Genomic DNA, 13,257 nt, shown 5'->3' on the forward strand with positions numbered 1-13,257 from the left:
TGGTTTTTTATTAATTACTTTCCGAAGTATTGATTAAATATTGTACAGCAAATATACCCCCCCCCCGATAATATATAAACAATTTTTGCAAATAAAGTTATCCATAGCGTTTGTAATTGTAAAACTGAGGGCTGAAATTGTTATTTTGCTTATGTCAGTCCACTTAGATTTCTTATGAAAACCCAGGTCATAATAATTACTCCTTCACAAACCTAGCTTGAAAAACCTCACTTTCTTTTTGAACTTGAATTAAATAAATTCCACTAGCCAAATGTGAAACTGAAATAGATTTTGAAGTATTTTTTGAACTAAAAACAGTTTCACCACTCCAAGTTTGAATTTTCCAACCTAATCGACCAATAGCCGAAACACCAAGTAATATTCCTATACTTCCAAATATTGTCACTAATATAACAATAATACCTTTGTCATCGATACAACATAAAAGCAATTTTGCCACAACAAAAAGCTACTAACAAAACAAAAGCAGTTTCTAATATAGATTTAATATATGATTTATTTACGTCTTAGACATTCATGAATGCAAAGATAGAGTCAGTTGTATTGCATCAAGAATAAAGAAATCATTTTTGTATCTTTGTGGGTTGATAATAAGAATGAGTAAAAAACTGCAAATACGAAACAGTACAGCCGAATTTTTGATATTCACTTCACAAGCAGGTAAAGATGGAATTGAAGTGAGATTTGAAAATGAAACAATATGGCTTTCACAAAAATTGATGGCTGTTTTGTTCGATTGTAGCACTGATAATATTTCACTTCACTTAAAAAACATTTTTAAATCTGGAGAACTTAATGAAAATTCAGTTACCGAGGAATTCTCGGCTACTGCATCCGATGGCAAAAAATATAAGACTAAACATTATAATTTAGATGCCGTTATTTCGGTTGGCTATCGAGTTAATTCTCACAGAGCGACCCAATTTAGGCAATGGGCAACTTCAATATTACGGAATTTCGCAGTTAGAGGTTATGTTTTGGACAAAGAGCGGTTAAAAAATGGAGCCTTTTTAAATGAAGAGTATTTTGAGCACTTACTTGCAGAAATTAGAGAAATCAGAGCAAGTGAAAGGCGCTTCTATCAAAAGATAACTGACATTTACTCAACATCAGTAGATTATAATACAGATTCGGAAACTACAAGGACTTTTTTTGCTACCGTACAAAATAAACTGCATTTTGCTATTCACGGAAATACAGCAGCTGAAGTGGTTGTAAAACGTGCAAATAGCGAAAAGGATAATATGGGTTTGACCACTTGGAAGAATGCTCCAAAAGGAAGAATCCTAAAAACAGATGTATCTATTGCCAAAAACTACCTTACAGAAAAGGAAATAAAACAACTTGACCGTTTTGTAACCATGTATTTGGATTATGCTGAAACACAAGCTGAACAGAATATACCAATGACAATGAATGATTGGGCAAAAAGATTAAATGCCTTTTTACAATTCAATCAAAAAGAGATTTTACAAAATGCAGGAAAAGTAACACAAGCAATTGCCAAATCATTTGCAGAAAGTGAATTTGAAAAATATCGAATAATTCAAGACAAGCTTTTTGAGAGTGACTTTGATAAAGAAGTAAAAAGAATACAGCAGAACGAAAGAAAAAATGATTAATAAAAGAAGGTTTAAATTAAGAAGGTTTATTATCTCCAAAGAAGCAGTTAGTAATAACCAGCTGCTGCTTTGAAGGTTCTAAGTCCTGCTTGTCATTCCTTCACAAACCTAGCTTGAAAAACCTCCCTTTCTTTGTTAATTTGAATCAAATAAATCCCACTAACCAAATCGGAAACCGAAATAGAATTTCCTTTATACACACCGCTTAACACTTCTGCACCAAGGGAATTGAGGATTTCATATTCTGAGTTGGGTTGGATTTCTTTGAAGAAAATCTCTGTTTGTGTAGGATTTGGATAAACTACTTGTAAACCTAGGTTTATTTTAGCAACTTAGCTATAATGTATAGATATGAGAATGTAGTATAGCAAAGTGAGTTATTTTATTCAATCACTTTGATGATGTTCACAGGGCATGCTTTAGCAGCATTTTGTATGGATTCTAATTCGGATTCATGCACTTTGGCGGTATGAAACCCTTTTCTATCATAAGAATTTAATAAAATTGCTCTACCATCTTTTTTTGACATGGTAAATCGTTGTGGAGCAAGCTCTCTACAATAATTACAGCCTATGCATTTATTGCGTATAAGAGTAACCGTAATCATGCTTCCGGGTTGTTAATCAGTTTGTAGAGTTTATCACTCTTGCGGATAACGGTATCTAATTTAATTCCGCAAAGTTCTCCTTTTACTGCTTCTTCTACTGCTCCTTTAGCGGTATGGAGTTCTTCTACTACTTTTTCAATAACTCCAATCTTAGGACCGGTAATCAGAATAGTATCCCCTTTTCTTAACGAGTGTGTTTCGATTAAAAATTCTGCAACGCCAATTTTACTAAAGTAATTATATCCCTTCCCGAGATAAAGTTTGCGTTGCTTGGCTTTGGAGCCGGAGGTATCTGTCCATTCTCCTAATTTTTGTCCCAAATAATATCCTGACCAAAAACCACGATTATAAACATTTTCCATATTCTCTTTCCATTCCAAAGCTTTTTCCCTTGTATAGGTTCCTTCTAAGTATGCATCTACAGCAGCTCGGTATGATTCGGTAACAGTTTTGACATATTCGGGACCTTTTCCTCTTCCTTCAATTTTTAAGACGGTTACTCCGGAATCCAAGACATCGTCCAAGAAATCAATAGTACACAAGTCTTTTGCAGACATAATATATTCATTTTCGATAGCAAATTCGTGTCCTTCTTCTCGGTCAGTAACTTTGTATTCTCTTCTACAATTCTGAACACAAGCACCTCTGTTTGCAGAGGAATTATGAGTGTGCAAACTCAAATAACATTTTCCTGAAACTGCCATACACAGAGCTCCATGAACAAAAATTTCTATTTCAATTAATCTTCCGGAAGGTCCTTTAATTTGCTCTGCTTCAATGGTGTCCACAATTTTTCTAACTTGCACCAAGCTCAATTCTCTGGCTAAGACAATAGTGTCTGCAAAAAGCGAATAAAATTTTACCGATTCAATATTGGTTACATTGACTTGAGTGGAAATATGTACTTCCATTCCAACCGAGCGAGCATAAGCAATCACCGCTTGGTCTGCTGCAATAATGGCGGTTACCCCTGCTTCTTTTGCTGCATTTGTAACTGTTTTTATGATGCTCAAATCGTGGTCATATACAATAGTGTTCAAGGTGAGATATGTGCGAACATTGTGTTTGTTGCATGTTTTCACTATTTCCGGAATATCTTCCAAAGTAAAATTCATGGTGGCTCTTGCTCGCATATTGAGTTGGTCAACACCAAAATACACAGAGTTCGCACCCCCTTGAATTGCAGCCATCAAAGAGTCAAACCCACCTGCCGGAGCCATGATTTCTATATGTCGTTTCATGAGGGGCGCAAATTTATATTGTAAGTTTGGGTACTGAAAGTGAATTTACATGAATACTACATGGACTTTACCCTTCCCATGACTTACGTCCTTTTGGCATCAAAGGTCTTACTTCGAGGTTAACCTGATGAAAATGTGAGGATGTTTCTAATGCCTGTACCATGAAGCTTGCTAATTCTTCGGGCATTAACATATTGTCGTGTGGTTTGATAACCGGGCTGTTGCGAAAAAAGTCAGTTTTTACGCTACCGGGATAAACACAGGTAACTTTTACCCCATAATCGCGAACTTCTTTATATAGAGCTTCGCTAAAACCGCGTACTGCAAACTTAGTGCTGCAATAACCCGCTGTTTGTGCCAGCCCGTCCAACCCTGCGGTTGACGAAATATTGATAATATGCCCCGAACCTTGTTTTTTCATAGAACTCAAAACCCTGCGAGTGCAAAAGAAAAGTCCGTCTATATTGGTGTCAAACATTTCATGCCATTGTTCAACGGGCATTTCTTCCAAAAACCCAAAATACCCCAATCCTGCATTGTTTACCAATATATCTACCGAATGATTGTCTGCCAATATTTGGTCAAAGGCGATATCTACCTCTTTTTGATTGCGCACATCACACAGTATAAAATTATAGTTAGGATGTTGAATTGTATTGTTTCTCCCTAACCCATACACTTTGGCACCTTTAGAAAGTAATTGTTGCGATAAATGCATTCCTATCCCTTTGGAAACACCTGTAATTACTGCTACTTTGTTTTGTAAATCCATGGTACAAAGGTACATTTATTAAATAGATGTAAGAATCTGACATAGCCTATTTGCCCGCACTCAGTGCCGCGAGTTTGACTTGCTTTATCATATTGAGCAACCCATTAGAACGTGCAGGACCAAGATGTTCTTTGAGTCCGATTCTGTCCAAAAAATACAGGTCGGTTTTGAGTATATCTCTTGCCGGCTCATTGTCCATTACCTGAATAATTAATGCAATCAGTCCTTTGGTAATTAAGGTGTCAGAGTCTGCCATAAAATGAACTTTGCCATCTTTTAGTTCTACATCCAGCCATACTTTTGCTTGGCAGCCACGAATGAGTTTGTCATCGGTTTTTAGATTTTCATTCATAGGCGGAAGTTGTTTTCCGGTTTCAATGATGTGTCTGTATTGCTCCATTTTGTCTGTAATTCGAGCAAATTGTGCAATAATTTGTTCTTGTTTTTCCTGTATTGACATGAGTAGGTGTTCTGTCTGATTTGTTTGCCAATATTAGCAAAAATGAACAGTTTCATCATTGCATAAGTAGCAAATAGTTGTATATTATCTATAAATTTATCAGTAGTCGCTTTTGTGTTTACAACAGCATTTCCCTCCCTTGTCGGACAGCTTCCACCAATCTGTCAATTTCTTCAGTTGAATTATAAAAGACAAAAGAAGCTCTGACGGTTCCGGGAATTTGATACAAATCCATTAAAGGTTGTGTGCAATGGTGCCCTGTGCGAACAGCAATCCCTTGTTTATCAAGCAGTACTCCAAGGTCGTAAGGGTGAACTCCTTTGATATTAAAAGAAATAATAGAAGCCTTTTGTGCAGCATTTCCAATGATTTCTAATCCTTTGATTTGAAGCAAGCGGTTTTGTGCATAGGAGAGCAAATGATTTTCATAATCAATCAACTCCGCTCTGTTAAAGCGTGCGAGATAGTTCAGTGCTTCGGCAAGACCAAAAGCACCTGCAATATGAGGGGTGCCTGCTTCAAATTTATAGGGTAATACATTGTAAGTGGTCTTACTCCATGTTACGTGCTCAATCATTTCGCCCCCGCCTTGATAAGGAGGCATTTGTTCCAATAACGATTCTTTGCCATATAAAACACCGATTCCCGTAGGTCCAAAGACCTTGTGTCCGGAGAAAGCAAAAAAATCACAATCTAAATCTTGCATATCCACAGGCAAATGTTGTATGCTCTGTGCCCCGTCTATCAATACTTTCGCTCCATAATTGTGTGCTTTTGCAATTAGGTTTTTGATTGGATTGATAGTTCCAAGTGTATTAGAAACATGGGTCAGTGCAACAAGCCGGGTCTTGTAATTCAGCAATTTTTCAAAATCTTTTTCTACTATCTTGCCTTGCCTATTGACGGGTATCACCTTTAATAAACATCCCTTGCGTTTGCATAATATTTGCCACGGAACAATATTGGAATGATGTTCCATGTCAGATAGCAGTATTTCATCTCCGGATTGCAGCAACTCTCCAAAAGCAAAGGCTACCAAATTAATTCCTTCAGTTGCCCCACGTGTGAAAATAATTTCGTTTGATTGTTTGGCATTGATAAAATGCGCAACAGTTGTTCTCGCCTCCTCAAATTTTCTTGTTGCTTCTTGACCCAAGGCATGAACAGCCCTGTGTATATTGGCATTTTCATTTGTATAAAAATGTTCAACAGCATCAATAACAGTTTGTGGTTTGTGCGTGGTAGCTGCGTTGTCCAAATATGTAATGTTGGGGATATTGTGAAGTAAGGGGAAATCCTTGCGGACCGCGTCTGAATCAAACTTGATTTGTGTTTTCATTGTGTGAAAGATGGTACTTTTATGACTCAAAGTCCAGATAAGTGTTACTCACCCATTTTGACTCCATACTGATGAGACTCCATCCGTTTTTTTGAACAAACACAAATACTTCGGTTCCCTTGGGCAAACTACCCACTTTGGGATAATTCGTTCCTGCGCCTGACCTGAGATTGAGTGTGTCTGCTTTTACCCATGCCCTTTTTACCTCTTTGGTATAACTTTTTGAAACCCAATGTTGTTCTGAAGAAGAAATTTTAAGCCATCCCCCTTTTTCTTCATAAACTCTCAAGATTGCGCCAAATTGGGCGGGTGGTCTGCCGACAACTTTGGGCATCAGCGCTTGGGGTCCCTTGCGAATAACTAAAGAATTTGCAGTTACAATCACATATTTTTTAATGGAGGCGGTTGTAGTTTGTGGCTTGTTCTTGAGTTTGGCTTCCACAAGTGGGATAAAGTTCTTCTCACAGTCGGGTACTTTATTTCCACCAAAGAAATGAGTGCCGGGACATGATTTATTACCTCCTGAGCCATTGTTCCTCTCTCCGGTAGAAAGATTAAACCAATGATGATAAACAATGGTGTTAGTGTTAGGCGTTAGATTGAATTTCTTGCATAATGCTGCTGTAACCGAAAAAATGGCATCTCTTTGTTGCGTGGTCATTTCGTCTCCATCCTTATCAAAATTGCCAATGTTTTCAATGCAAACCGAATGAGCGTTATTGCCAAAAATACATGCAGGTGAATTTTCAAAACTCCTTCCGGTAAGTACAGAACCATCGGGGAAAATACTTAGATGTTGTCCTATATCTGCCCAGCCGTTTACATTGATGTGCGTGTTTTTCATACTCTTTTGCATGTCAAAATGATTGTTGCCCTTGAAATGGGCATAAGACGGAATATAAGTGTGATGTTCCTGAATTTTAACAACAGTTCGGGCTATTTTCAGGTCTGAAATATAAGTATCAAACTCCGTTGCAGTCAGTTTAATAAATCCAAATTTGGTTTCCATAGTGAGGCAATATTACTAAAAAAACCAAGGTGTCCGATTTGTTAAAGAACATTAAAATGATAATGGTTTTTGCGAGCATTTTATAATATACATGATAAGCAAAATCACTATTACTAATTCGTTTGTGCATGAAATAATATCTTTATGGAAAGTATTCGGGTGAATTAATTGTGCATACATCTATTTGTAACTTAATATAAAGCAGTAATTTAATAATGAAGGAATGTTAGAGTCCAAACGGTTATGCAATGAAAATTTCGTCATTAAACATGTCGATTAAAATTACTCATTAAAAAAAATATTAATAAAATGGTGTTGTAATCTGTATGGGGGTTAAAACCAAAAGTAAATAATAGATAAAACAAAAAAGCACGAAAAGCTTTGATAATAAAAGGTAAAAGCCCGAAAAGCAAAAAAGCCCGACCCAAAACGAAAAGTTAATTTACTTCCATTTACTTCCATTTTACTTCCATTTTAGGACGATTTAAAAGCGATTTAAGGATATAACTTCCATTACAACGCCCGAAACCCCGCAAAAGGTTAATTAGCAAGGCAGAAAAGCCTATTGCATTACCACGAAAGCAGCCCCAAAAGGCTGCTTTTTTGCTTTCTACTCGTAAAACCTAAAATACGCAATGGGGACAGTATTGGGGACAGTATTGGGGACAGTTTGATAAAAATTACCCATACTTTTTTCCTTTTTTTATGCTCAAAACAGCCCGAAAATGAGGGATAGACACCCCTAATTGCCGATTTTAGATATATTGAAAATGCGTTAATACTGCTGATTATCAACGCATTTAGCAGTAAAGCCCCCTGAAAAACCTGTTTTTTTCTTTTACTTTGGGATTTTAATCGGGATTTTTTAAGGACTTTTTCCTACTCTATACGGATAGCCCCTATGACAAGCGCGATACCTTTAATCTCACTAAGAGGAATATCAAAGGGAGGATAATCCTTATTATCACTAACAGCAAGCAGGTGTCCCTCCTTTTCGGAAGGGTTGAGCCGCTTACAGATTAACCCTTGATATGCTGTAGCTATTATATAGATTTTATTCCACTGTATAAATTGACTCTCTTTTATAATGAGACAGGCTACAATGTCCCCCGCATTATAGCTTGGACACATACTACTGCCCCGCAGGGCTATCATAAAATCAACCTTCTTAAAGTCAGGCACAACATAATAACCCAAAACGTCATCTTCCGAGATACAAAAATTAGCACTACCAAATCCCGCAGCCGCTTCATGACTTACCAGAGGTATTCTTTCTTTCTCTCTATTTATAGTAATTGCTGGTTCAGCAACAATACTACCCTTATTATCGCCCAATAACATCCCTCCCTGTCCTGTGAGAAGCCATACAGGATTGATTTCGGGGTATTTGGCAACAATAGTTGCCAATGTGTCTGAGCTGAGGGATTTTTCCTTCGCCTTTCCTTTGAAATTACCATAGCTTACATTAAGGTCTTCAAAAAAAGATTCTTTGCTAATCCCTTTAAAATCAGGGATTTTAAGAACCCTGTCCTTTATGTTAGAAAAATAAGTTGCCATTTGCTTGTTTATTAGTAAAAATAGTTACTATCTTTGCGCCCTATAAGGCACACAAATAAGAAAGCAAAGGTATGAAAACGAAAGACATAAGAAACAACTACAATCCGAAAACGCTCCAATACCTCAAAGATAAATATGGATTAACCCTGCGATATGTACGCGCCTCTATTAACAGGGAGAGAAATGGGATAATCCCGACAAAGCTCAGAAAGGAGTACGAAAAAATAGAGAAAGAATTGGCGGGCACACTCAACAAAAACAAAAACGTGCTATGAGTCGTAAAAATCAAAAACATGGCCCTTCACTATGCAGAACGAAACAATCCCGTTTATCTGCACAATTTGACGATACTCGTCTTTTGGAAGTTGCACAAAGTAGGTGTTTTCAAAATGACGGTTCTCGGCTTTCTCTATCTCAAGCTCAAGCAATTCTGAAAAAGCCAGCAGCTCGTCACTTTTGTTTTTTAGTTCTTTATCATCAGCAAAATTCATCAACTGTATCCTGATTTTCATGCAACAAACATACTCAAAATATATAACTATTGACCAGTGGCAATCCGCAGGGCTGTCTTACTTCCAGTATAAGTGGGATAAAAGTCAAGGCAAATTAGAAACTTTGGGTCGCTCTTGTCGCGGAAATGAAATCAAGATATTGATTGACAGCATTCAGGACGATAAGAAGAAACAAGCAATCCTCTCCAAGTTCCCCTCTCCCGAACAGGACACCCGAAACAAAGCACTTTTAGAGCAGATAACCCCTGACCCGACAGCAAAGCAATTTTACCACGACTACCAGCTTGCGGACGGAAGATATCTGCGGGACTTGGAAAATTACAAATACGTGCGTGAATACGCTCGCAATGCTGAGATAATGAATGCACTGCACGCTGTTTTTGTCAATCAAACCAACGCCCGCAAGAAGTTAGGCGGCAATATGAGGAATTTTTGGCAACAGGCAGCCATAGCCATGAACGAAATAAAAGAGCAAACAGGACATACCCTAAGACTAACCAACCCTGTTTCCCTGCAAAGAGCATATAAGAGGTATAGAGAAATGGGCTACGAGGGCATCATAAACCCCCGCTTCTGCAACGACAACAGCCGCAAGGTAACGGTGGATATTGAAAACCTGATAATGTCGCTCTATACCATGCCAAACAAGCCCTTTGCAACTGACGTGCATATCCTTTACCTGTCTTTCCTTGCTGGTAAATTAAAGGTTGCAGACCGTAAGACAGGCGAACTTCTCAACCCCAAAGACTTTTACAAAGACGGCAAACCCATAGAAATAAGCGACTCCACCGTGTGGAACTACTTAAATATGCCACACAATAGGGTGGTAGTTGATAAGCCTCGTAACTCATCACACAGCTATAACAATATGCACCGCCCGCACCACCACCGCGTTGCTCCTGTTTACAGTTTCAGCAAAATATCAATGGACGACAGAGACCTGCCCCGCAAGCTGGCAGGCGGCACACGTGTTAAGGCTTACTACTCCTATGATGTAGCAAGCGGGTGTGTTATTGGTATGGCATACAGCCGCAGCAAAGACGAGGAGTTGTTTCTCGAATGTATGCGTGATATGTTCAGGACTATCAACAGCAACAACCTACCCATGCCAATGGAGGTTGAGGTAGAAAACCACCTTGTAAACAAGTTCTTTGACGACCTCCATGTTATGTTCCCCTTTGTCCGCATCTGTAATCCGGGCAACTCTCAAGAGAAACGTGCGGAACACTTTAACAGGGCAAAGAAGTACTCGGTTGAGAAGTCCTTGCAAATAGGCATAGGGCGTTGGTGGGCTAAGTCAGAGGCTTACAGAGTGGACATGAATAAAGCTGACGACCAGTATCAGGAGAAAGAGTTTACTTATGAGCGACTGGTTGCCGATGATATAGCTGCTTGCAAGGAGTATAACAATCAGCTTCACCCGAAACAGAAGCTATACCCTAATAAAACACGCTGGCAGGTTCTTTTAGAAAACACCAACCCCAACGCTACCAAAGTCAGCAATGCGGTTGTGTACAAAGCCATCGGAAACTGTACCAAAACAAGTATTAAGCGAAACCAATATGTTACCGTCCTGTATGACAAATATGTGCTGCCAAGCGTGAAGGTTCTCGAAAAGCTGCAACCCGCCAACTATGAAGTACAGGCGTATTACCTGCCCAACGAGGACGGCTCTGTTGCTGAGGTCTATCTCTATCAGGGCGACACCTATGTGGGTAAGTGTGGACGTGTAGCGAAATACTCAGAAGCTAAGGCGGAAATGGAAGAGGCAGACCACATCGCCTACATCAACCAAGCCAAATACGTTGCCTCATTTGATAAAATGGTTAAGGAGGGCAAAGAGAAACTTGCCAAACCTGAAATATGGGAAGATGCGGAACTTCCGCAAGAGCCTGCAAAGGTATTGCCACCTGTTGCCGCAAAAGAAGACGACCTGAGCGACCTGCTCAATTTCAATCCTGCCGAATACGCACAAAAAGCCCTGAATGACCTATAACTCATAATTCATAACTCATAATTCATAATTACCATGATAACCCCCGAAATCAAAACAAGAGTAATCACAGGATTGCAAGCCGCAAAACATAACTTTGGCGGCACAGACAGTAAGTTTGCCACCTCACTCGGCATTAATGCAGCGCAGTTGAGCCGTGTTCTCAAAGGCGACTATGACAAAGTATTATCAGATGCCTCGTGGCTGTCCATCGCCCGCAAGTTGCAACTTCCCTTGTTCAACGAAAAGGCATGGAAAACAGCGCAAACGCCTGTTTACACCTACATTTATCAAATGCTCGGCAAGTGCCAGCATGAGAGCATATCCGCCCTCATCTGCGATGCCGCAGACATCGGCAAGACGTACACCGCAAAAGAATACTGCAAAGCCAACAAAAACGCCATTTACATAGACTGCTCGCAGGTTAAAACCAAGCAAAAACTTGTGAGAGCCATTGCCAAAGAGTTTGGCGTAAACTACTCAGGCAGATACTCAGACGTGTACGCAGACCTCGTATATTACCTCACTGCCATTGCAACACCTGTTATCGTGTTGGACGAGGCGGGCGACTTGGCTTATGAAGCATTCTTAGAGCTAAAAGCCTTATGGAACGCAACAGAAGGATATTGCGGCTGGTGCATAATGGGAGCGGACGGATTAAAGGAGAAAATCCGCAGAGCCATTGACAACAAGAAAGTGGGCTACACAGAGATATTCAGCCGCTACGGAAAGCGTTATCAGCGCATCACACCCGAAGGCAGGGAAGAGCAGGAGCGTTTTACCAAGCAGCAAGCCGCACTCATCATTCAGGCGAACGCTCCGCAGGCAGACATTCAGAAACTGCTCCGCAACACAGAGGGTTCTTTGAGGCGCATCAAAAATGAACTAAGCAAGCTCAATCCATGATTTTACAAACATTTACATATAATAATCCTAACTACTTACTCATGACAAGAGCCTACTCAGTAACCTCTATACTCAACACCAAGTTCAAAGAGATGCAATTTGAGGGAGAGTTCCTTGACCTGATAGGCAAGCCCGAACTATCCGGCTGCTGGTTCATTCAGGGTGGCACAGGCAACGGCAAAACAACCTTCACGATGAAGCTGTGCCGCTACCTGTCAAACTTCGCCACTATTGGCTATAACTCATTAGAGGAGGGTGTGAGTCAGGCTTTGAAAAAACAACTGCGAAAACACAACATGAAAGAGCTTGGCAGTCGCTTTAAGGTATGGCATAAAGTAGAGATACCCGACCTGATAGCCAAGCTAAAACAGCCCAAAAGCCCGCAAGTAATTGTAATAGATACCGTTCAGTATGCCTTTGCTTCACTTCGGGAAATTAAGGGCATGATAGACAGCTTTCCGAATAAGCTGTTTATCATCATATCACACGAGCATGGCAAGACACCCGAAGGAACTGTGGCAGTGCGCCTAAAACAGCTTGCGGGGGTTAAAATCAGGATTATAGCCTTTGTAGCCTTCTGCATGAGCCGCTATCTGGAAAACAGCGCAGGCAAGCCCTATGTCATTTGGGAAGAAGAAGCTCGCAAGTTCCACCCATTCTTAGAACAAACAAACACACTCAACATTTTATAATCAAATAACATAAACCCCATGAACACACTAACCCCCGACCAAGCCATTGAGCAAGTCTGTCAATTAACAGGCATGACACACGAAGATTATCACAACCACGTGCTTACATTAGGCACAGCACACTGCCGTCAGATAGTAGTCAGAATGCTGGAAGTGCAGCCATACGGCAGTTTTAAAGATGAGATAAATCTCATTGTAAGCGAGATTACCACCAATCACCTGTACGGCTACTGGGCATACTTCCAAAACGTATGCTACATCAGAAACCAGCGCTTAGTCAACATCTGCGGACAGCTGGACACTGCAACCCAGAGGTCATTCATTCATCGCATTTGGATTAATCAACTGCAACATGACCGCATTATCAGCGTGCCGAGCCATACATGTTTCACGCGCAAAGTAGCAGGTATCGTGCGCGAATTATTCATTAACAACCTATGTAAAGAAATAATATCATGAGCACGGAAATTACGGAAAAATTAATTGCAAACTGGGTGAAGCAATATGAGCAATACCTGCGTGATTT

Annotated in this window: 15 protein-coding genes; 6 read left to right on the forward strand and 9 right to left on the reverse strand. The window is 39.7% G+C overall.

Going from position 1 to position 13,257, the window contains the following annotated elements; all coding sequences use genetic code 11:
- Positions 1-196: 196 nt before the first annotated feature.
- The gene (locus tag M9892_12130) at positions 197-460 is read right to left on the reverse strand and encodes a T9SS type A sorting domain-containing protein (protein MCO5255097.1); all 264 of its coding nucleotides are present in this window, start codon (positions 458-460) and stop codon (positions 197-199) included.
- Positions 461-617: 157 nt separating this feature from the next.
- Between M9892_12130 and M9892_12135 the strand changes: the two genes are divergently transcribed.
- Entirely contained in the window at positions 618-1,643 is a 1,026-nt protein-coding gene (locus M9892_12135; GenBank protein ID MCO5255098.1) for a virulence RhuM family protein, read from the forward strand.
- Positions 1,644-2,025: 382 nt separating this feature from the next.
- Here M9892_12135 and M9892_12140 read toward each other — a convergent pair whose 3' ends face one another.
- From M9892_12140 to M9892_12170, 7 genes are all read right to left on the reverse strand, one after another.
- A complete protein-coding gene (locus M9892_12140) occupies positions 2,026-2,250 on the reverse strand; it encodes a ferredoxin (GenBank protein ID MCO5255099.1) in 225 nt (74 codons plus the stop codon).
- On the reverse strand, positions 2,247-3,491 hold the full coding sequence (locus tag M9892_12145; GenBank protein MCO5255100.1) for a U32 family peptidase: 1,245 nt from the start codon (positions 3,489-3,491) through the stop codon (positions 2,247-2,249). The genes M9892_12140 and M9892_12145 overlap by 4 nt, the downstream gene beginning before the upstream one ends.
- A 67-nt stretch (positions 3,492-3,558) precedes the next feature.
- Positions 3,559-4,263: an SDR family oxidoreductase gene (locus M9892_12150; GenBank protein ID MCO5255101.1), complete on the reverse strand. Its 705-nt coding sequence runs from the start codon at positions 4,261-4,263 to the stop codon at positions 3,559-3,561.
- Between the two features lie 46 nt (positions 4,264-4,309).
- Complete coding sequence (locus tag M9892_12155; GenBank protein ID MCO5255102.1) at positions 4,310-4,723, reverse strand: SufE family protein; 414 nt, start codon at positions 4,721-4,723, stop codon at positions 4,310-4,312.
- A gap of 118 nt (positions 4,724-4,841) precedes the next feature.
- The gene (locus tag M9892_12160) at positions 4,842-6,062 is read right to left on the reverse strand and encodes a cysteine desulfurase (GenBank protein ID MCO5255103.1); all 1,221 of its coding nucleotides are present in this window, start codon (positions 6,060-6,062) and stop codon (positions 4,842-4,844) included.
- A 19-nt stretch (positions 6,063-6,081) separates the two neighbouring features.
- Positions 6,082-7,071, reverse strand: a complete 990-nt coding sequence (locus M9892_12165) for an N-acetylmuramoyl-L-alanine amidase (protein ID MCO5255104.1) — start codon at positions 7,069-7,071, stop codon at positions 6,082-6,084.
- 879 nt (positions 7,072-7,950) lie between these two features.
- The gene (locus tag M9892_12170) at positions 7,951-8,628 is read right to left on the reverse strand and encodes a hypothetical protein (GenBank protein MCO5255105.1); all 678 of its coding nucleotides are present in this window, start codon (positions 8,626-8,628) and stop codon (positions 7,951-7,953) included.
- 71 nt (positions 8,629-8,699) lie between these two features.
- On the opposite strand from M9892_12170, the gene M9892_12175 reads away from it, so the two are divergent.
- Positions 8,700-8,903 (forward strand): hypothetical protein, encoded by a 204-nt coding sequence (locus tag M9892_12175; protein MCO5255106.1) that lies wholly within the window; start codon positions 8,700-8,702, stop codon positions 8,901-8,903.
- On the opposite strand, the gene M9892_12180 is transcribed toward M9892_12175, so the two are convergent.
- Entirely contained in the window at positions 8,898-9,140 is a 243-nt protein-coding gene (locus M9892_12180; protein MCO5255107.1) for a hypothetical protein, read from the reverse strand. The genes M9892_12175 and M9892_12180 overlap by 6 nt on opposite strands.
- Here M9892_12180 and M9892_12185 point away from each other — a divergent pair.
- The 4 genes from M9892_12185 to M9892_12200 are packed head-to-tail and all read left to right on the forward strand — an operon-like array spanning position 9,139 to position 13,190.
- A complete protein-coding gene (locus tag M9892_12185) occupies positions 9,139-11,136 on the forward strand; it encodes a hypothetical protein (GenBank protein ID MCO5255108.1) in 1,998 nt (665 codons plus the stop codon). The genes M9892_12180 and M9892_12185 overlap by 2 nt on opposite strands.
- Before the next feature lie 33 nt (positions 11,137-11,169).
- Positions 11,170-12,039, forward strand: coding sequence for an ATP-binding protein (locus M9892_12190; GenBank protein MCO5255109.1), 870 nt, complete (start codon positions 11,170-11,172; stop codon positions 12,037-12,039).
- Entirely contained in the window at positions 12,036-12,731 is a 696-nt protein-coding gene (locus M9892_12195) for a hypothetical protein (protein ID MCO5255110.1), read from the forward strand. Before M9892_12190 ends, M9892_12195 begins: the two co-directional genes overlap by 4 nt.
- Positions 12,732-12,749: 18 nt before the next feature.
- Positions 12,750-13,190 (forward strand): hypothetical protein, encoded by a 441-nt coding sequence (locus M9892_12200; GenBank protein ID MCO5255111.1) that lies wholly within the window; start codon positions 12,750-12,752, stop codon positions 13,188-13,190.
- Positions 13,191-13,257: the final 67 nt, after the last annotated feature.

It is taken from the genome of Bacteroidota bacterium (assembly GCA_023957335.1).
Taxonomy (GTDB): Bacteria; Bacteroidota; Bacteroidia; order NS11-12g; family UBA955; genus JALOAG01.